At 59.5% G+C, this 18,831-nt stretch carries 17 protein-coding genes; 8 read left to right on the plus strand and 9 right to left on the minus strand.

Translation table 11 applies throughout. From position 1 onward, the window contains the following. Positions 1-14 precede the first annotated feature (14 nt). On the minus strand, positions 15-209 hold the full coding sequence (locus FHX16_RS18330) for a hypothetical protein (RefSeq protein WP_183863944.1): 195 nt from the start codon (positions 207-209) through the stop codon (positions 15-17). Between the two features lie 620 nt (positions 210-829). Here FHX16_RS18330 and FHX16_RS18335 point away from each other — a divergent pair. Then, complete coding sequence (locus tag FHX16_RS18335) at positions 830-2,122, plus strand: NCS2 family permease (protein WP_183863943.1); 1,293 nt, start codon at positions 830-832, stop codon at positions 2,120-2,122. A 466-nt stretch (positions 2,123-2,588) separates the two neighbouring features. Here the strand turns inward: FHX16_RS18335 and FHX16_RS18340 are convergent, their stop codons facing one another. From FHX16_RS18340 to FHX16_RS18365, 6 genes are all read right to left on the minus strand, one after another. Next, the gene (locus FHX16_RS18340; protein ID WP_183756033.1) at positions 2,589-2,921 is read right to left on the minus strand and encodes a hypothetical protein; all 333 of its coding nucleotides are present in this window, start codon (positions 2,919-2,921) and stop codon (positions 2,589-2,591) included. 556 nt (positions 2,922-3,477) lie between these two features. Beyond that, on the minus strand, positions 3,478-4,239 hold the full coding sequence (locus tag FHX16_RS18345; protein ID WP_183863942.1) for an SDR family NAD(P)-dependent oxidoreductase: 762 nt from the start codon (positions 4,237-4,239) through the stop codon (positions 3,478-3,480). A 19-nt stretch (positions 4,240-4,258) separates the two neighbouring features. After that, positions 4,259-5,065 carry an ABC transporter permease gene (locus FHX16_RS18350; RefSeq protein ID WP_183756031.1) on the minus strand — a complete coding sequence of 269 codons (807 nt, stop codon included), beginning with the start codon at positions 5,063-5,065 and terminating at the stop codon, positions 4,259-4,261. Beyond that, a complete protein-coding gene (locus FHX16_RS18355) occupies positions 5,065-5,931 on the minus strand; it encodes an ABC transporter permease (RefSeq protein ID WP_183756030.1) in 867 nt (288 codons plus the stop codon). Before FHX16_RS18355 ends, FHX16_RS18350 begins: the two co-directional genes overlap by 1 nt. A gap of 75 nt (positions 5,932-6,006) precedes the next feature. Next, complete coding sequence (locus FHX16_RS18360) at positions 6,007-7,170, minus strand: spermidine/putrescine ABC transporter substrate-binding protein (protein ID WP_183863941.1); 1,164 nt, start codon at positions 7,168-7,170, stop codon at positions 6,007-6,009. Positions 7,171-7,192: 22 nt separating this feature from the next. Beyond that, positions 7,193-8,284 (minus strand): ABC transporter ATP-binding protein, encoded by a 1,092-nt coding sequence (locus tag FHX16_RS18365; protein WP_183756028.1) that lies wholly within the window; start codon positions 8,282-8,284, stop codon positions 7,193-7,195. 191 nt (positions 8,285-8,475) lie between these two features. Here FHX16_RS18365 and FHX16_RS18370 point away from each other — a divergent pair, with 191 nt between their 5' ends. Further along, on the plus strand, positions 8,476-9,288 hold the full coding sequence (locus FHX16_RS18370; RefSeq protein WP_183756027.1) for a LuxR C-terminal-related transcriptional regulator: 813 nt from the start codon (positions 8,476-8,478) through the stop codon (positions 9,286-9,288). Positions 9,289-9,373: 85 nt separating this feature from the next. Here the strand turns inward: FHX16_RS18370 and FHX16_RS18375 are convergent, their stop codons facing one another. Next, positions 9,374-9,859, minus strand: a complete 486-nt coding sequence (locus FHX16_RS18375) for an ureidoglycolate lyase (protein ID WP_183863940.1) — start codon at positions 9,857-9,859, stop codon at positions 9,374-9,376. Positions 9,860-10,122: 263 nt separating this feature from the next. Between FHX16_RS18375 and uraH the strand changes: the two genes are divergently transcribed. The 4 genes from uraH to xdhC are packed head-to-tail and all read left to right on the plus strand — an operon-like array spanning position 10,123 to position 15,222. Then, on the plus strand, positions 10,123-10,488 hold the full coding sequence (gene uraH / locus FHX16_RS18380) for a hydroxyisourate hydrolase (RefSeq protein WP_183756025.1): 366 nt from the start codon (positions 10,123-10,125) through the stop codon (positions 10,486-10,488). A 3-nt stretch (positions 10,489-10,491) separates the two neighbouring features. Next, positions 10,492-11,976, plus strand: a complete 1,485-nt coding sequence (xdhA, locus tag FHX16_RS18385) for a xanthine dehydrogenase small subunit (RefSeq protein ID WP_183863939.1) — start codon at positions 10,492-10,494, stop codon at positions 11,974-11,976. A 4-nt stretch (positions 11,977-11,980) separates the two neighbouring features. After that, complete coding sequence (gene xdhB / locus FHX16_RS18390; RefSeq protein ID WP_183863938.1) at positions 11,981-14,335, plus strand: xanthine dehydrogenase molybdopterin binding subunit; 2,355 nt, start codon at positions 11,981-11,983, stop codon at positions 14,333-14,335. 5 nt (positions 14,336-14,340) lie between these two features. Beyond that, positions 14,341-15,222: a xanthine dehydrogenase accessory protein XdhC gene (xdhC, locus tag FHX16_RS18395; protein WP_259129618.1), complete on the plus strand. Its 882-nt coding sequence runs from the start codon at positions 14,341-14,343 to the stop codon at positions 15,220-15,222. On the opposite strand, the gene FHX16_RS18400 is transcribed toward xdhC, so the two are convergent. Beyond that, positions 15,162-16,106 (minus strand): LysR family transcriptional regulator, encoded by a 945-nt coding sequence (locus FHX16_RS18400; RefSeq protein WP_183756021.1) that lies wholly within the window; start codon positions 16,104-16,106, stop codon positions 15,162-15,164. The two genes, xdhC and FHX16_RS18400, sit on opposite strands and share 61 nt — an antisense overlap. Before the next feature lie 137 nt (positions 16,107-16,243). Between FHX16_RS18400 and FHX16_RS18405 the strand changes: the two genes are divergently transcribed. Beyond that, positions 16,244-17,485 (plus strand): urate hydroxylase PuuD, encoded by a 1,242-nt coding sequence (locus FHX16_RS18405; RefSeq protein WP_183863936.1) that lies wholly within the window; start codon positions 16,244-16,246, stop codon positions 17,483-17,485. After that, entirely contained in the window at positions 17,482-18,828 is a 1,347-nt protein-coding gene (gene guaD, locus FHX16_RS18410) for a guanine deaminase (RefSeq protein ID WP_183863935.1), read from the plus strand. The genes FHX16_RS18405 and guaD overlap by 4 nt, the downstream gene beginning before the upstream one ends. Positions 18,829-18,831: the final 3 nt, after the last annotated feature.

Consider the following 18,831-nt stretch of genomic DNA (forward strand, 5'->3'; position numbering starts at 1 on the left):
GCCTTTGAGCTGTGTCAACGCGTTTCGATGGAGAGACGGTTCGCGGTCGTCAGCACGACAGGAAAGTTCTCTCCGAGGCTATAGAAATGGCGGCGGGCCACGGCGGCCGTCATACGGGTTATGACAACCCCTGCGACCGCACGAATCTTGGCGAAAACTGGACCAGATGCCCGCATGCGGCGATGCGCCGCCCATGGCGTAATTCCCATTCCGGAAGATCGCGACGCGCATCACACAGATGTCTGGTGATGGATTGACCTGCGGCGGACAACCCAAAACCCTGGGTTTGGATCATCAAGCTCGCTGTTACTTCCGGCTGAAATTTTAGGGTTCGCAACGGTCGTATCGCGACTCCCAAGGCTTTTTCGTGATGCGATCCCCTTCGATGAAAAAGCTCACCCCGTGACACGAACGAAGGCAATGGTGCACGCCGAACAGGACGATTGGACGTCGCTGGCATTGCCGGCGAAATCCGGTTTTTGCGTGAGAGAGACCGGGACGGAGCGGGGGATCAATGCGCCAAGGATTGGCTGGCGATGAAGGTTGCCACTCGCATTTCGAACGCGACTGGGCTACCCTCCAGGAGTGCTTCGACCTCACGCGATGAGGGATGGCGGGAAAGCTGAGCCCCGGAACCACGGGCAAAATCTGAAAGTCTTTCGCGTTTTTACAGGGGAATCCACCCCTAGCGCCTCGCGCCTCGACAACGCACAATCCCAATCTGCAAGGAAGTTGCTCGACGGCCGCGTTCCTTGTGCCTGGATCTGGAGGAGATTCTGGCTGACCCACGACAACAGGCGGAGCCGGAATGCTTGCCTTGGGAGGAACCATGTTTCAACGGCTTTTCAAATTGAGTGAACACGGCACCAGCGTGCGCACCGAACTCATCGCAGGCGTGACGACGTTCCTGACGATGTCCTACATCATCTTCGTGAACCCGGATATCCTGTCGACCACAGGCATGGATCGTGACGCTGTGTTCGTCGCAACTTGTCTTGCCGCGGCTTTGGGATCAATCATCATGGCATTGGTTGCCAACTGGCCGATCGGCATGGCGCCAGGCATGGGGCTGAACGCATTCTTTGCCTTCACCGTGGTTGCGGCCCTCGGCTTTACCTGGCAGCAGGCGCTTGGCGCGGTTTTCATCTCGGGCATGATCTTTGTCCTGCTGACGGTAACAGGCGTGCGCCGGTGGCTGATCGACGGCATCCCGCATTCATTGAGAAGCGCGATCGCGACCGGTATCGGCCTCTTCCTCGCCATCATCGCACTGAAGAACGCCGGCATCGTCGTCGACAACCCAGCAACACTCGTCGGCCTAGGAAACCTCAAGGAGACCGGACCGCTTCTTGCGATCTTCGGCTTCTTCGTCATTGCCGTGCTCGATGCGCTGAAGGTAAGAGGTTCGATCCTCATGGGCATTCTCGCTGTGACCGTCCTATCCTGGATCTTTGGCGTCAGCGAGTTCAAGGGCATCGTCTCCATGCCGCCGTCGATCATGCCGACCTTCATGCAGCTCGATATTTTCGGTGCTCTCCACGGCGGTCTGATCCAGGTAATCCTCGTCTTCGTTCTTGTCGAAGTCTTCGATGCGACCGGTACGTTGATCGGCGTTGCCAAGCGCGCGAAGCTTGTCGAGGAGGGACGTCCTAACAACCTGAGCCGGGCACTGCTTGCAGACAGTGCGGCTATCGTCGCCGGCTCTCTGATGGGGACCAGCAGCACGACGGCCTATGTCGAAAGTGCCTCTGGCGTGCAGGCAGGCGGCCGGACCGGTCTGACAGCGCTTGCGATCGCTGTCCTCTTCCTGGCAGCTCTTTTCATCTCTCCTCTCGCTGCCTCGGTTCCCACCTATGCGACCGCTCCGGCTCTTCTCTACGTTGCAGGCCTGATGATGCGCGAGATGACCGAGATCGATTGGGACGATTTGACGGAAGCGGCGCCGGCAGCGCTCACCGCACTCGCCATGCCCTTCACCTATTCCATCGCCAACGGTCTTGCCTTTGGTTTCGTAAGCTATGTCGTCATGAAGATCTTCACCGGCCGGTGGTCGATCCTGCATCCGGCGACGCAGATCGTGGCCGCGCTGTTTGTTGTGCGCTTCGCCTTCTTTGCCCCGTAAGGCACGTCGCGAAAAAGGCCGGCTTGGCCGACCAGCCACTCACCTGAATCTGGAGCCGCGGAATTTTTCGCGGCTCCAGATTTTCTGAGCCATGCCACTGATGGGCCGAGAACAATCTACAGTGGGTGGGAGGTGAAGCCTCTCAGCCAAGCCCGCCGACAAGCCCGGGTCCCGTCTGTCTCGTAGTCGTCCGGGTGAATTGCCAGAGTGCTCCATCGCAAAATTGCAATTATGTATATAATACAAACGCCTGTGCGAGGTAAGAAACCAATGAAATCGGATTGTCAAGGCTGGCGCATACAAGCCTTAAGATGTCGTCCGGTTTCCATCCGGGTGGCTTACCGTCAACTTGTCTGACACTTTCTCATCCACCGCCAGGGCGCCCTCGATGACCGCTGCGCGCGCAAGGGGCGGGACTCGGCGCCAATCTCCCAGTAGCAACGAGTGGTATTTCTCCTTTACGAGACTAGTAGCCCGCCTTTCGCCAGCCAGCGGCACGAGCTTCTTGCTCGGAACAGAACCAGCGTTCTCCATACTGCGGCGATATTTTCGTAGCCTCGTAATAGTGCTGGCCTGGTACGTGATAAATTCGTTCGCCGGAATCGATGCTGACATTACCCTTGATGTTGCAGGCTGTGCCTCGTTGGACGATCACTCCGTTGTCGATGATCATCGGTTGCGACTGTGCGGTAAACGAAGACTTGATCGGAGCGGACATGAATTCCGGCAATAAAGTATAGCCACCGGCTCCCAGGAATGCTGCTGCCGAACTCAACACTACCATCGTTGGAAACTTCATGTCTTTCCCCTGAAAAACCTCTCAGGGTTGTAACACGGCGAGGTTTATCGGAGCGTATATCACATTGCTAAAATGCCGAATGTTGGCGACGTCGCGCATATCTGGGCGCCCCGGGCTGACTTTCAGGCCTTCCCCGCCGGACGCGGCTTCGCAATGATCGCTCTCGGAGCCTTACAGCGGACCGACCTGCCGCTCAGCCAATAAATCTGCCGAAGGCTCATGGTCATGGCCGGCGATCACGCCTGTCGACACCAAGGTCTCAAAGAACGCGACCTTGAGATCAAAGGACTTCAGCAGTTTTTGCGGCTCGGCTTCACCACAGCATCGTCGAACTCACCCGGCCGCTCCGCCATTTCCACGAAGGTGGTCGTCTTGAGGTGATATGATAGGCGTCGAGGACTTCCGCTGACCCGGCAGCGGTCCGCCATGAACGGATGATCATTTCCCAATTCTCCAACTGTGTGTTTTCAACCTGCCAGTCGCATTGGGTGTTGTCCATGAAGACTGCTCTGCCGGTTCCGAATGAGTCCTTGCCAGCGATTAGCTGGCGAGGATTTCAGACAACAGTTTCGCCACCGTCGACGATCAGGATTTGGCCAGTCATATAAGAAGACCGATCGGATACCAGAAAGAGTATCGGCTCGGCAATTTCGGACACGTCAGCCCAACGTCCGAGTGGCACTTGCGCGCTGATATAGGATTCGATGGCATTTCGCCCGCCCATCTGAGCGATAAACGGTTCGTTGAAGGGTGTGTCGACCCAGCCTGGGCAGAGCGCGTTGACGCGGATTCCAAACTTTGCGTAATCGCCCGCCATCTGCCGCGTCATGGCGATGACGGCATGCTTCGTCGTCGTATAGGCGATCATTTCGCGGTCGTAGAGCACGCCGGATGACGACGAGGTGTTGAGAATAACGCCTTTGCCGGCCTTCTTCATAAGCGGCATCACGAAGCGTGAGGCCATGAAATGCGCCCGCACATTCAGGCTCCACGACCTGTCGAAACCGTCGACGGCAACTTGCTCCAGGTCGCCAGCCACCTGCGCACCTGCGTGATTATGAAGGATGTCGATGCGGCCGTGGCGTGAGGCAACCGCCGCAATTCCAGCCTCCAGTGCCTTATCGTCGGTCACATCGACCACGAGGCTTTCGGCACTGCCGCCTGCCGCCGTGATCTGGCTGACGGACTCCGCGGCGTTCTTGAGATCAAGATCGGCGATGATCACATGGGCGCCTTCTCGTGCCATGATGAGCGCCCCGGCGCGCCCGATGCCCGAGCCTGCTCCGGTGACGATTGCAATGCGGTCCTTGAGTATCATGCATTTCCCCCGGACGGTTTTAGGTTGTCTTTTTGCGCATGAGGAAGCGCGCGATGAGAATGAGGGCCAGCGAGGCAACGAGCACCATCGTCGCAATCGCATTGATCTCAGGCGTCACGCCCCGGCGGATCGAAGCGAAGACATAGATTGGCAGCGTCGTATTCGATCCGGCGACGAAGAAGGCGATGATGAAATCATCGAATGAGAAGGTAAAGGCGAGCAGAAAACCCGCCAGGATCGACGGCATGATCTGCGGAAGCACGATCTGCCGGAATGTTGTCAGCGGCGTCGCGTAGAGATCGCTAGAAGCTTCAACGATGTCGCGCCCCAAACCGGCGATCCGTGCCTTCACGATCATTGTCACCAGCGCCATGGTGAAGAGGCCGTGCGCGGCAATGATCGAACCGTATCCGAGCGCGAGCTTCGGCGGCTGATTACCCGGCCAGACGACTGCGATCAACGGATTGATGAAGCCGAACACCTCGACCAGCGCCACCAGCGTCGCGATGCCGATAACGACGCCGGGAACAACGATCGCCGCAGCAAAGAGGCCGTCGAAAACAGCGCGCATGCGCGTCCCCAGCCGCTCCATGCCGATGGCCGCCATCGTCCCGAAGATCGCGGCAAGCACGGCACTTGTTAAAGCGACGATCAGGCTGTTGCGCAGCGCTTCCATCAGGAAGACGTTGGAAAGCGCTTTCCCATACCACTGCGTCGAGAAGCCGACGAACTCACTCGCATTGCGTCCAGAATTGAAGGAGAACAAGACGACCAGCGCGATCGGCGTGTAGAGAAACAGATAGACGGAGCTGACGAGGACGCGCATCAAACGAGATCCACCTGACGGGTACCCGCAACACGCCAGGCGATGCGCATGGCGACGAGAAGCACCACGACGACGACCGCGACCAGAGTAACCGCAATCGCCGATCCGAACGGCCAGTTGCGTGACTGCAGGAAAAGATCGACCAATGCATTGCCAATGAAGAATACCTTGCCGCCGCCGAGCAACTGCGGGATCAGATACTCGCCGAGCAGGAGGATTGTCACCAGCGCCACGCCCGTCATGACACCCGGCAGCGATAATGGCAACGTGATGCCGAGGAACGTCGAGACGGGTTTTGCGCCGAGGTCGGCGGATGCCTCCAAGAGGCGGTGATCGAGCTTTTCGAGGCTGACATAGATCGGCATGATCATCAAAGGCAGGTAGCCATAGATGATCCCGAGCAGAACCGCGCCCGGCGTGTTGATGAGCCGGACATTCTCGATACCGAAGAGCTCCAGAAGATGCGGAATTCCGCGTGCACCCAGCAAATACATCCAGGCGTAGGTGCGGACGAGAAGACTGGTCCAGAACGGCACGACGACCAGCGACACGAGGAGCAGCCGGCGCTGCGGGCTCGCCTTGACAGCGAGATAATAGGCAACCGGGTAGGCGACCAGCAGACAGGCCGCCGCCCCGATCGGCGCCAGGATCAGCGTATTGACGAAAGCCGTCGCCCGAGAGCCGAGATTGGCAAACTGTGCGAAGGTGAATGCCGCCTGATATCCGCCTTCTGGCGCGCGCTCCCCGAACGCAAAGACAATGATGGCGATAAAAGGCAGCACCAGGAAGACGAACAGCCAGATGCTCGCTGGCCCAACGAGGGCAGCAGTCACAAGGCGCCGCTTGGTGGCAAGTGTCAGAGGCATTGCGTCTTCTTGTCCGCGGATTGAGGGAGGCAAACCGGTCCCCATCGGTGCGGGAACCGGAATTGCCTGGTTGGATCAGGCTGACTTGAAGCGCGCCATGAGCTCGGCACGGCTTGGATCGGTCAGCGTGACGGCGGCACCAAACTCCAGTGGGGTAAGCGCAGCTTCGTCCGGATAGACGATCTTGTTTGACGTGACGTCCATCGGCAGGAGCGATATGACGCGACTGTCGGTCGTCGGCGCGCCGTTTGCGATGTGCTCCTTCACCGCGTTCTGCGGGTCCATCAGATAGTTGAGCAGGGCGTAGCCTGCGGCCTTGTTGGGCGCATCCTTGGGGATCGCGTAGTAGTCCGTCCAGATCTCGCCTCCGTCCGTTCCGAGCACATAGGCCAGTTCAGGCATGTCGCGGTTAAGCTGCGCGCCGTCGTTCGTCCAGCACATCGTCAGCCACGCATCTGTCGACCGCATCGACGGCTGATAGTCCGAGTTGATTGCGAACAGATGTGGCTTGACCTTGATCAGCAGCTCCTCGGCCTTCGCAAGCTCTTCCGGCTTGATCGAATTGAAATCGTAGCCGAGCGAAACCAGCGCGCTGCCAATCGTCGTCAGCTGATAATCATGCACCATGGCCCGGCCATCGGCCTCTGTCTGGGCGATTTCGAAGAAGTCTTTCCAGCTCGAGAGCTTCGTCTTGAGCTTCGAGGTGTTAACCGAGAAGCCGGTTGTGCCCCAGTTCTTCGGCAAGGCGTAGGTCTTGCCGTCGATTTGGCCTTCCTTGGTAAAGCGCGGGCTCTCGTCCTTCTGGCTGAAATTCGAAACCTTCGAAAGATCGAGTTCGTCGATCAGGCCGAGCTTATGGTAGGTCGAGATCGTATAGTTGGTCGGCACGAATAGCGACCAGCCAGAAGCACCGGCCTGCAGCTTCGCGAGCATCTCCTCGTTCGAGCCAAAGACGTTCACCTCGACCGCAACGCCCGTTGCAGCCTTGAAGTTCTCGAAGGTCGCGGGATCATGATAGTTAGGCCATGTCGCGATCGACATCTGCGTGCCGAGGTCTTCTGCGGCATAGGCGGGCGTCGAAAGTGCGCCGGGCAAGCGCGACAGAACGGCAGTCGCAAGACCGAGGCCGGTGACGCCGAGAAAATGGCGGCGGCTGATCGAGCCACGCTTCAGCCGCATGAACTCGTCCATGAAGGCCTCGGCGGAAATGGGAAGATTGTCCTTGTAATCCTTGCTCATGATGCTGCTCCCGTGTTTTGGTCTATGCATTCGATGCTGGAAAAACATGTACGGCAGTGGGGTCGAAGCCGAGGAAAACCTCTTCGCCCGGCTCCACGAGATCGCTCTCGTTCATGCTGCGCCGGTCCGCAGTGATCAGAAAGTCGCCAAGCTGAGGCACGCTCACCGCATATTCGACCGATGAGCCGAGAAAGATGCGGTGCGTCACCATGCCCTTGAGCGAAGTCGCGGTTGCCGCCTTGCCGCGTGTCAGATGGATTGCCTCCGGACGGAGGGCCGCTATCGCCTTGCCCGGCGCAAGGCGCGTGCCAGGCATGATTGCCGAGCCATCCGCCAGCCGGAGTGTCTTGCCGTCGGCTTCCATCGTCGCGGACATACGGTTCGTCTTGCCGACGAAATCGGCAACGAAGAGATCGGCCGGGCGATCGTAGACTTCCTGGGGCGTCCCGAGCTGGCGAATCTGTCCCGCGCTCATCACACATACGACGTCGGCCATCGATAGAGCCTCCTCCTGGTCATGCGTGACGAGTACGAACGTGATGCCAAGCTCGCGCTGCAGCGTCTGCAGCTCGATCTGCATGGCAGAGCGCAGCTTCTTGTCGAGTGCTGCAAGCGGCTCGTCGAGCAGCAGAACCGACGGGCGGTTGACGATGGCGCGGGCTAGCGCCACACGCTGTTGTTGGCCGCCCGACATCTCGTGGATGCGCCGCTTGGCAAAGCCTCCCAGTCGCACCATCTCCAATGCCTCGGCAACGCGGCGATCGATTTCGGCGGCTGCGATCTTCGGGCGCATCTGCTTCAGCCCGTAAGCGACATTCTGTTCGACATTGAAATGCGGAAACAGCGCATAGTGCTGGAACACCATGTTGACTGGACGGCGATAGGCTGGAATGCCATTCATTTCGCGCCCGTCGATCAGGACCGCGCCATCGCTCGGCTGTTCGAAGCCGCCGATCATGCGCAAGCATGTCGTCTTGCCGCAGCCGGAAGGGCCGAGGAGCGCGAGAAACGCTCCCTTGGGCACATTGAGGTTGATGTCCGTCACGGCGGTCACAGCGCCATAGTTCTTTGTGACCGAACGGAATTCGATATCGTTCGTCGAAGCGGATGCCACGTCTGTTCCCTGCGGTTGGTTTGAATCTGGCAGTCTGCGCTGCCTTAATGCCACCGTCGTTAAGGAAAGAGTAAGCCTGAGCGCCTCGCAAGGTATATACCCCGAAAGGGGTATTTAAGCACGCATGGCTTCGTGGAAGGTGTATATGAGATAATGCGCAGTTCCGCGTGGGCGGCAAAGGGAATCCGTCAATGAGCACCGACCTTGAGGCACTGTTCGGCGCCTTCAACGCAACGATCGGAAAGCCGGCTATGGCGGATGTCGAGTTCGGCGACACGCTCCGCCAGATGATGGGCTCACTTGTACGCTTCGACTATGTGGTTGTCTTCGCCTACCGCGGGAAAGAACGGCCGATCGATCTCTATAACACGTTCGACACACAGGAGCATGTCGTCTTCGTAACCCTCTATCAGGCGGGTCCCTACCTGCTCGACCCGTTTTACCACACCGCGCGCGAACGCCGCGAAGGCGTGCTGAGGATGCGCGAGCTGGCGCCCGACCGCTTTTACTCGAGCGAGTACTATCGCACCTACTACGTCCAGACCGGACTTGCCGAGGAAATTGGCTTCTTCGTCAACGCCGACGACGACATCACGATCGTCTTGTCGCTGATGCGCCGCGAGGAGACCGGTGTCTTCCCGCCACGAGAATTCGAGACGCTGAAAAAAGCCAGGCCACTCGTTGCGAGCATGGTCAGACACTATTGGGCGGGGCTTGCACCACGCTTCGATGCTCAATTGGCCAAGCGCGGCAAACGCCGACGCAAGCGGGGCCAAAGCGAGCATATCTCGCCCGCCGATGCCGTATGGGGGGACCTCAACCTGACAAGTCGCGAGGCATCGATCGTCGAGCTCGTCTTGCAGGGCCATTCCTCGGAATCGATCGGCCTGAAGCTGAATATCTCGACTGGCACCGTGAAAGTTCACCGACGCAATGTCTATCGCAAGCTTGGCATTTCCTCACAGACTCAACTGCTGTCCTTATATCTCAGCAATTTTGGATAAGCTGCAGGAACAAGTCAGCCCATCAGCATAGAGGAGACGGGCGACAGTGGCACGGCAGGCCAACGATGAAACATCGCGGCCGTGATCAGCGTACAAGGAAGGGCTCAGTGTAAACATGTTCTTCCAAATTGTTGCCGTCGCCGCCCCGGTCCACCACCGCGAAATCCGAGCGGGCATCAAGCGGCGTGAGGACGCCGTGCCAGACGTTGCGGGCGATATTGATCCCCTGTCCGGGTCCTGTTCGAAACGCCAGCGGTTCACCGGGCCCATTTCCCGTTTCCTCGGCGACGATGACCAGAAACGACCTATCAGTCAAAGGGATGAAGGCCTGGCTTCCGAGAGGATGGCGCTCCACCAGCTCAAGGACCAGTGGTAGTTGGCAGGGTTCGGCGCGGAAAAGACTGATCATCGGACGCGCGTTCTCGCCCGTAGTCTCGATCCTGGCGAGGTCGTGGTACCGGATGCACCGTCCCGCATTGATCGGGAAATTGTCGGCGCCTTCCATCTCGATCACCTCCCCGAAAGGGGAAAATGCCGCCCGGCTCAGCGGCCTTATCTCAATCTCTTTCATTCCTCTTCTCTCTCGTTCGTCCTGCCGCCCTTACTGCTCGGCCGGCGCAACGCGCCGCCCGGTGGATCTCGGCGAACAGGCTCACGGCGCGATCTGCTCCGCTTCGCCGCATCGTCAGTCCTCTGGTCCATGCTGGTTTGTAAACTCAAATCATGCATGCCATTCCCCCTGGAAAATTTGAAAGTCTTCAAGGATCTCGCTGCTTTTCAGGGAAATCGTCCTGTCGGATAGTGGAAGAGGAGTGTTCTGTTCTGGGAGAAAACATGCAGTCAGATTCGCAAGGTGCCGGGCGCCTCACGACCCACGTGCTGGACACGGCCAATGGCAAGCCCGCCGATCGGCTGCGGATCGACCTCTACAGAGTCGAGGACGATGCGCTGCATCATCTCAAGACCACTGAGACGAATGACGACGGCCGTTGTGACGAGCCGCTCCTGTCGGGCGAGGCGCTGAAGACTGGCACCTATGAGATGCGGTTTCATGCCGGGGACTATTTCCGAAGCATCGCCGCCGCATCCGGCTTTCTCGATCTCATCCCCCTCCGCTTTGGCGTGACCGACGAGGACGCGCACTATCACGTTCCCTTGCTCGTCTCGCCCTACAGCTATTCCACCTACCGCGGGAGCTAAACAATGACGGGACCTGCAATCCGCCACGAGCTGCGCTTCATTCTGAACGGACAGGACATTGCACTGACGGGGGTCGCGCCGGACCAGACGCTGCTTGACTGGCTGCGCCTCTCTTGTCAGCTCAAAGGCACCAAGGAAGGCTGTGCCGAGGGCGACTGTGGAGCCTGCACTGTGCTCGTTGGCCGCCTGACCACCGGGGGCAGCCTTGTCTACGAGGGCGTTAATGCCTGCATCCGCTTTGTCGGGTCCCTGGACGGCTGCCACGTCGTCACCGTCGAGCACCTGTCCGGCAGCGAGGGCAACCTGCATCCCGTGCAACAGGCGATGGTCGATTATCACGGTTCACAATGCGGCTTCTGCACTCCCGGTTTCATCATGTCGCTCTACGGGCTGTGGATGCAAACCCCATCCCCGAGCGACCAGCAGATCGAGACGGCATTGCAGGGCAATCTTTGTCGTTGCACCGGCTACGAGCCGATCCTGCGTGCGGCGAGGGCGATTTCCGCCTATGGCGGGACGGATAATGATCCGCTCCTCCTCGAACGCGAAACGATGATCGCGCGGCTGAAGGGTTTGCGCGACGGTGCGCGCGTCGAGATTGGCGAAGGGAAGGATCGCCTGGTTGTCCCGGCAAATCTCGACGACTTCGCGTCCATTCTCGAGGCCTCACCCAATGCCACGATCGTCGCCGGATCCACCGATGTCGGCTTGTGGGTGACAAAGCAGATGCGGGACATCACGCCGGTCGTCTTCATCGCCGGGCTCGATGAGATGAAGTCCATGACCATGAAGGATGGCCTGATCTCCATCGGTGCTGGTGTGACCTACAGCGAAGCGGTGGCGGTCTTGTCGCAGCAAATTTCGCCGCTCGCTGAGCTCATTGCCAGGATAGGTGGCCAGCAGGTGCGCAACATGGGCACGATCGGGGGCAATATTGCCAACGGCTCGCCGATCGGCGACATGCCGCCGGCGCTCATTGCTCTTGGTGCCACGCTGACCTTGCGCAGGGGCGCAACACGACGCACCATTGCCCTTCAGGACTTTTTCATCGCCTACGGAAAGCAGGATCGTCAGCCCGGCGAGTTCGTCGAGGCGGTGCATGTGCCAGTCCCGCAGGCAGACGAAAAATTTGCCATCCACAAGGTAACCAAGCGCCGCGACGAGGACATCACCGCGACGCTGGCCGCGTTCCGTCTGGCGCTTGCCGACGATGGTACTGTTACATCTGTCTGCATCGCCTATGGGGGCATGGCTGCCACGCCAAAGCGCGCCCATGCCGTCGAGGCGGCGCTCATCGGTCAACCCTGGACCGAGGCGACGGTGGAGGCTGCGATGGAGAAATACGCAGAAGACTACACGCCGCTATCAGACATGCGCGCCACAGCAGAGTATCGCGCGCTCGTTGCAAAAAACCTCCTGCTCCGTTTCTACATGGAAACAACCTTGAGCCCGACACCCGTCAAGGTGCACAGATACGAGGCCGCGTAAGCCGATGAACAAGCACACTACCGAACTCAAGCTCGAAACGATCACGGGCGGCGTCCATTCCAGCCCAAGGCACGATTCCGCTCGCAAGCATGTCTCGGGAACCGCTGTCTACATCGATGACATCGCCGAACCCTTTGGTACCCTGCATGCCGGCCTCGGTCTTTCGAGCGTGGCGCACGGCATCCTGAAGTCGGTGGATCTTTCCGCCGTGCGTGCTGCCGCGGGCGTGGTCGCTGTCCTGACCCATGCGGATGTACCCGGGGTCAACGACATCTCCCCCTCCTACATGAATGACGATCCGGTGCTTGCATCAGGCAAGGTCGAGTTTTATGGCCAGCCGATCTTCTGCGTGATTGCCGAAACACGCGAACAGGCGCGTCGCGCCGCCCGTCTGGCAAAAATCGAGTATGAGGAACTGCCGGCCGAAATCGATATCTGGGATCTGGACGTGTCGAGCCATCGCCAGGTCGTCACGCCGCTGACCCTTGAACGCGGTGATGCAACGACTGTCCTCACTGGCGCCCCACGACGAGTGACCGGTCGCATGCGCCTCGGCGGTCAGGACCATTTCTACCTCGAGGGCCAGGTATCGCTGGCCGTTCCCGGTGAAGACGACGACGTCATCGTCTATTGCTCAACCCAGGGGCCGAGCGAGACGCAGCATATGATCGCTCATGCACTTGGCGTGCCGAGCAACGCAGTGACCGTCGAGGTACGACGCATGGGTGGTGGCTTCGGGGGTAAGGAAACCCAGGCCAACCAATGCGCCGCGATCGCCGCCATTGCTGCCAAGAAGCTGAAGCGCGCCGTCAAGATCCGCCTCGATCGCGATGAAGACATGGTTGCCACCGGCAAGCGGCATGATTTCGCGATCGACTACGATATCGGCTTTGATGACGAGGGTCGCATCCTTGCCGTTGATTACACCTTTGCGCTCCGGGCGGGTTTTTCCGCGGATCTTTCCGGGCCGGTCGGGGACCGTGCCCTGTTCCATTGCGACAATGCCTACTTCCTGCCGCACGTTCGCGCGAAGTCGGCCCCGCTCTACACCAACACCGTCTCCAACACTGCTTTCCGTGGCTTCGGCGGCCCGCAGGGCATGGTGGGCGCAGAGCGGGTCATCGATGAGATCGCATTTGCGGTTGGCAAGGACCCGCTTGAGATCCGCAAGCTGAATTTTTACGACCCGATGGGCGCTAAGGGCGAACGCAACCTCACCCCCTACCACCAGAAGGTGGAGGATTGCATCATCCAGCGCATCGTCGCGGAACTGGAGGAGAGTGCTGACTATGCCGGACGCCGGCAGGCAATCCAGGAGTTCAATGCCAGGAGCCGGCTTGTCAAACGCGGCATTGCTCTCACTCCGGTGAAATTCGGGATCTCCTTTACCAAGACGGAGTCGAACCAGGCAGGAGCTCTGGTCCACGTGTATACCGATGGCTCGGTGCACATGAACCACGGCGGCACGGAAATGGGGCAGGGCCTCCATCTGAAAGTGGCGCAGGTCGTGGCGGAGGAATTCCAGATCGACCTCGACCGGGTGAAGATCACGGCAACGACGACCGCCAAGGTACCGAACACCTCTCCAACCGCCGCTTCGTCAGGCGCGGACCTCAACGGTATGGCGGCGCAGGACGCCGCACGCCAGATCAAGGAGCGGCTGATCGCGTTTGCGGCGGAGACTTACAAGGTTTCGCGCGACGAGGTGCTGTTCCTTCCCAACCGCGTGCGCATCGGCGCTGAGGAAATTCCCTTCCCGGTGCTCGTCAAGAAAGCCTATATGGCGCGCGTCCAGCTCTCTGCAGCCGGTTTCTACAAGACGCCCAAGATAAATTGGGACCGCTCCAAGGGTCGTGGTCACGCGTTCTACTATTATGCCTACGGCGCTTCCTGCTCCGAGGTCTCCGTCGACACGCTGACCGGTGAATATATCGTCGAGCGCACCGACATCCTTCACGATACCGGGCGCTCGCTGAACCCGGTCATCGATATCGGCCAGATCGAGGGCGGCTTCATCCAGGGCATGGGGTGGCTCACGACGGAGGAACTCTGGTGGGACGGAAAGGGGCGCCTGAGAACCCATGCGCCATCGACCTACAAGATTCCACTTGCATCCGATCGGCCCAAGGTCTTCAACGTAGAACTGACAGACTGGTCACAGGCCTACGAGCCGACCATCCATCGTTCGAAGGCGGTCGGTGAGCCGCCGCTGCCGCTTGGGCTTTCCGTGCTTCATGCGCTTTCGGACGCGGTGGCAAGCGTTGCCGACCACCGGATCTGCCCGCGCCTCGATGCGCCTGCAACGCCTGAGCGGGTGCTGATGGCGATCGAGCGCGTCAAGGCAGGGAAAAAGGGATAGGACCGATGCTTGGAGCGCGCGAAAATATCCGGGATTTTATCCGACGCGAACCGGCATCTATCCTCATCGAGGTGGCAGGCGCTGCAGGCTCCACGCCGCGCGACACCGATGCCTGGATGCTCGTTTCGGAACGGGCAACCTTTGCGACCATCGGCGGTGGCCAGCTCGAACATATGGCCATCGATCAGGCACGCCGGGCATTGCGCCTCGGGATCCCGGCTGCGGCGATGAATGTGCCGCTTGGGCCGGAGATCGGCCAGTGCTGCGGTGGTCGCGTCAACCTTGTCTTCACAGCGCTCAACCCTGATATCGCCAGGGACCTCATCGCACGCAACGACCGTGACATCGCAACACGCCCTCATGTGTATGTGTTCGGCGCCGGCCATGTCGGCGATGCACTCGCCTATGCGCTGTCGCTGGCACCGCTTCGCGTCGTTCTCGTGGATACGCGGGAAGACGAGCTCAGTGCCTCGACCGCCCCTCACATCGAAACCTGCCTGACGGCCGTGCCAGAAGCGGTGGTGCGTGATGCACCGGCCGGCAGCAGTTTCGTGATCCTCACACATGATCACGCCCTGGATTTCCTGATTGCTGCCGAAGCGCTCCAGCGCCCGGACGCCGCCTATGTCGGCATGATTGGCTCGAAGACGAAGAAGGCAACATTTCGCAACTGGCTGTCACGCGAGGTCGGTGCCCCAGAACTGCTTGCCAACCTCGTCTGCCCGATTGGCGGAACGGCAGTTAAGGACAAACGTCCGGCCGTTATTGCGACCCTTGCCGCAGCAGAAATCACGACTGCGGCGCTCAGCTGGTCGGCGTCGCGCAATCAGCCGGCAACTGCCTCGACAGCCGGTTCCTCTTCGAGCAGCTTTCCGATCAAGCGCTGACAACGATCAGCCATGAAATCGATCATCAGCCGGACCTTCGGGTCCTGAAAGCGTTTGTGCGGATAGATTGCCGCGAGTTGGACAGAGGCTGGCGGGCTATCCTTGAGGATCTCCACCAGGCGGCCTGCATTGAGATCGGCCTTTACCTCGAAGAGCGGCTTGTTGATGATGCCGCGACCCTCCAGTGCCCATTGCGTCAGCACATCGCCGTCGTCACTGTCATAGGGGCCAGCCACATCGAACTTGCGCGGGCCGTCGGCGGTCACCAGCATCCAGAAATATTCCTTCGAACCCGGATAGCGCAGCAAGAGACAGTCGTGCTTGTCGGCGATCAGCGCATCGGCGTTTTCGGGCAGGCCGCGCCGCGCGATATAGGCCGGAGAGGCACACAAGACGCGCTGGCAGTTGAGGATGCCGCGCATGTGCAGGTTCGAATCCTCGAGCACGCCAAGCTTGAAGGCAACATCAACACCTTCGGCAAGGATGTCGACATTATGGTCCGAAAGGCGCACCCGCACTTCGATATCCGGGTACTTGTCATGGAATTCCGGGATGCCGGATGCGATCAGCCTGCGGCCAATGCCGAGCGGCGCGGTAATTCTGAGCGAGCCTTTGGGATTGCGCGACAGATCCGCGATTGCTGCCTCTGCCTCATTCACCGCTTCGATGATCTTGACCGCCCCTTCGTAGAATACGCGGCCATGCTCGGTCGGCGACAGCTTACGGGTCGTACGGTTGAACAGCCTGACGCCGAGGTGGATCTCCAGTTCCTTGATGCGATTGCTGGCGACCGCAGGGGTCACGCGCTGGTCGCGTCCCGCGGCTGAAAGTGTACCGAGTTCGATCACCCGGACGAAGACACGCACATTGTCGAGATAGGACATGAGAGTTTTTACCACACCGTTGCGCGAGGGGCACCGGCGCGATCTTATAGATTTTTTTGAAAGTGTTCGAGGATTAACCGGGATTTTCGGGGAAGTCGCGCGATGGCAGAACCGTACTCAAGAACTGGGAGGTCCCTATGTACGAATATGCTATCGCGTGGGATTGGCTGACGTTCGCCGTCCGCTGGCTGCATGTGATCACGGCGATCGCCTGGATCGGATCGTCTTTCTATTTCGTCGCGCTCGATCTTGGCCTGAAAAAGCGGCCCGATCTTCCACTGGGCGCGTTCGGGGAGGAATGGCAGGTTCACGGCGGAGGCTTCTACCAGATCCAGAAGTATCTCGTTGCGCCCGCCAACATGCCGGACCACCTGGTCTGGTTCAAATGGGAAAGCTATGTCACCTGGCTTTCCGGCTTCGGCATGCTCTGTCTCGTCTATTATGCCGGCGCCGACCTCTACATGATCGACCCCAACGTCCTTGATGTATCAAAGCCTGCCGCGATCGCGATATCGCTCGGTTCGATTGTGCTTGGCTGGATCACCTACAATGTTATCTGCAAGTCGCCCTTCGGCAATGACAATACACGACTGATGGTGGCGCTGTACTTCATCCTGGTCGGCGTTGCCTGGGGTTACACCCATCTCTTCACGGGTCGCGCTGCGTTCCTGCATCTCGGGGCCTTCACCGCGACGATCATGTCCGCGAACGTCTTCTTCATCATCATTCCGAACCAGAAGATCGTCGTCGCCGACCTCATCGCCGGCCGCAAGGCCGACCCTAAGTACGGGAAGATCGCCAAGCAGCGCTCGACGCACAACAATTACCTGACCCTGCCTGTGCTGTTCCTGATGCTGTCCAACCACTATCCGTTGGCATTCGGCACCCAGTTCAACTGGATCATTGCTTCTCTCGTCTTCCTGATGGGCGTTACGATCCGCCATTATTTCAATACCCGCCACGCCAATGCAGGCAATCCGACATGGACATGGCTTGTCACAGCGCTCCTGTTCATTGCCATCATGTGGCTCTCGACGGTCCCGAAGGTGCTGACGGGTCAGTCGGAAGATGCCAGGATCTCGGCCAACCAGCAGCCATTCATCGCCGCTCAAGCCTTTCCCAAGGTCCGCGACACCGTGATGGGACGCTGCTCGATGTGCCACGCGAAGGAGCCGGGTTGGGAGGGCATCATCGCGCCGCCAAAGGGCGTCGTGCTTGATACGGATAGGGACATTGCCGCCCATGCTCGCGAGATCTACCTGCAGGCTGGCCGCTCGCATGCCATGCCCCCGGCCAATGTCACGCAGATCTCCGACGAGGAGCGTCGCCTCCTTGTCTCTTGGTACGAAAGCGCCATCAGCGCGGAGAAAGTTCAATGAACGACATTCTTATCCGCGGCCGCGTGCTGACATTCGTCGCCGAACCCAAGGGCATCGATGACACATCGTCCTACCGCTATATCGAGGATGGCGCAGTTCTTGTGCGAGGCGGCAAGGTGGCAGCGCTCGGCTCCTACATCGACATCAGCAGAGAGGCAGGCGCCAATCTTTCGGTTGTGGATCACCGGCCGAACCTCATTCTGCCAGGCTTTATCGATACGCATCTGCACTTTCCGCAGACCCAGGCAATAGCCTCCTATGGTGCGCAGCTGCTCGAATGGCTGAACACCTATATTTTCGTCGAGGAGCAAAAGTTCGCGCGTGCCGCTCACGCAGCAGAGGTGGCCGACCGTTTCATGGACGAACTGCTTTCAAACGGCACCACCACTGCTGTCGCCTACTGCTCGGTTCATCCGGAAAGCGTCGACGCATATTTTGCAGCAGCTGAAGCGCGTGGCATGTGCGTGATCGGCGGCAAGGTGATGATGGATCGCAACGCGCCGGACGAACTCCGCGATACACCGCAGCGCGGATATGACGAGACGAAGCAGCTCATCGGGAAATGGCATGGCCGCGGCCGCGCACGCTACGCCATCAGTCCGCGGTTTGCCATCACCTCCACACCTGAGCAGATGGACATGAGCAGGGCGCTGGTTGCCGAGCACCCTGATTGCTACGTCCAGACGCATCTCTCCGAAAATCGTGATGAAATCACCTTTGCCACGTCCCTTTATCCCGAAGCGAAGGATTATACGGATATTTACGCGCGGTACGGCCTGCTGAATGATCGCATGCTGCTAGGCCATTGCATCCACATGAGTGATCGGGAGGTCGGCGCTCTTTGCGAAACAGGTGCGGTCGCCGTCTTTTGCCCGACATCGAACCTCTTTCTTGGATCAGGGCTGTTTGACGCTGCGCGTTTCGACAAGCTTGGTGGGCGATGGTCCGTCGCAACCGATGTCGGGGCGGGCACAAGCTTCTCTATGCTGGAGACAATGGATGAGGCCTACAAGGTGCTGCACCTGCAGGGTCAGCGGCTCACTCCGCTGAATTCCTTCTACCGCATGACGCGGGGCAACGCTCTCGCACTCGGGCTTGAACGATCAATCGGCTCGCTCGAGGCTGGCGCCGATGCCGATATCGTCATCCTTGATTCCAGGGCGAAGTCAGCGATGGAATATCGCATGCATACCGTGACATCGCTTGCCGAAGAACTCTTCATTCTCCAGACAATGGGTGACGACCGCTGCATCGCCGAAGTCTACGTCGGCGGCAGGCCGATGAAGGCAAAGGTCCGAAAGGAAAATGCGTCGAAAGCACCCCGGACGCTGGAAACGGCCTGATAG

It is taken from the genome of Rhizobium sp. BK661, from assembly GCF_024808825.1.
GTDB lineage: Bacteria > Pseudomonadota > Alphaproteobacteria > Rhizobiales > Rhizobiaceae > Rhizobium.

Bases quoted from the DNA above. Each gene is read 5' to 3' on its own strand.
- FHX16_RS18330 (WP_183863944.1), bottom strand. From the start codon at position 209: ATGGGAATTACGCCATGGGCGGCGCATCGCCGCATGCGGGCATCTGGT.
- FHX16_RS18335 (WP_183863943.1), top strand. From the start codon at position 830: ATGTTTCAACGGCTTTTCAAATTGAGTGAACACGGCACCAGCGTGCGC.
- FHX16_RS18340 (WP_183756033.1), bottom strand. From the start codon at position 2,921: ATGAAGTTTCCAACGATGGTAGTGTTGAGTTCGGCAGCAGCATTCCTG.
- FHX16_RS18345 (WP_183863942.1), bottom strand. From the start codon at position 4,239: ATGATACTCAAGGACCGCATTGCAATCGTCACCGGAGCAGGCTCGGGC.
- FHX16_RS18350 (WP_183756031.1), bottom strand. From the start codon at position 5,065: ATGCGCGTCCTCGTCAGCTCCGTCTATCTGTTTCTCTACACGCCGATC.
- FHX16_RS18355 (WP_183756030.1), bottom strand. From the start codon at position 5,931: ATGCCTCTGACACTTGCCACCAAGCGGCGCCTTGTGACTGCTGCCCTC.
- FHX16_RS18360 (WP_183863941.1), bottom strand. From the start codon at position 7,170: ATGAGCAAGGATTACAAGGACAATCTTCCCATTTCCGCCGAGGCCTTC.
- FHX16_RS18370 (WP_183756027.1), top strand. From the start codon at position 8,476: ATGAGCACCGACCTTGAGGCACTGTTCGGCGCCTTCAACGCAACGATC.
- FHX16_RS18375 (WP_183863940.1), bottom strand. From the start codon at position 9,859: ATGAAAGAGATTGAGATAAGGCCGCTGAGCCGGGCGGCATTTTCCCCT.
- uraH (WP_183756025.1), top strand. From the start codon at position 10,123: ATGCAGTCAGATTCGCAAGGTGCCGGGCGCCTCACGACCCACGTGCTG.
- xdhA (WP_183863939.1), top strand. From the start codon at position 10,492: ATGACGGGACCTGCAATCCGCCACGAGCTGCGCTTCATTCTGAACGGA.
- xdhB (WP_183863938.1), top strand. From the start codon at position 11,981: ATGAACAAGCACACTACCGAACTCAAGCTCGAAACGATCACGGGCGGC.
- xdhC (WP_259129618.1), top strand. From the start codon at position 14,341: ATGCTTGGAGCGCGCGAAAATATCCGGGATTTTATCCGACGCGAACCG.
- FHX16_RS18400 (WP_183756021.1), bottom strand. From the start codon at position 16,106: ATGTCCTATCTCGACAATGTGCGTGTCTTCGTCCGGGTGATCGAACTC.
- FHX16_RS18405 (WP_183863936.1), top strand. From the start codon at position 16,244: ATGTACGAATATGCTATCGCGTGGGATTGGCTGACGTTCGCCGTCCGC.
- guaD (WP_183863935.1), top strand. From the start codon at position 17,482: ATGAACGACATTCTTATCCGCGGCCGCGTGCTGACATTCGTCGCCGAA.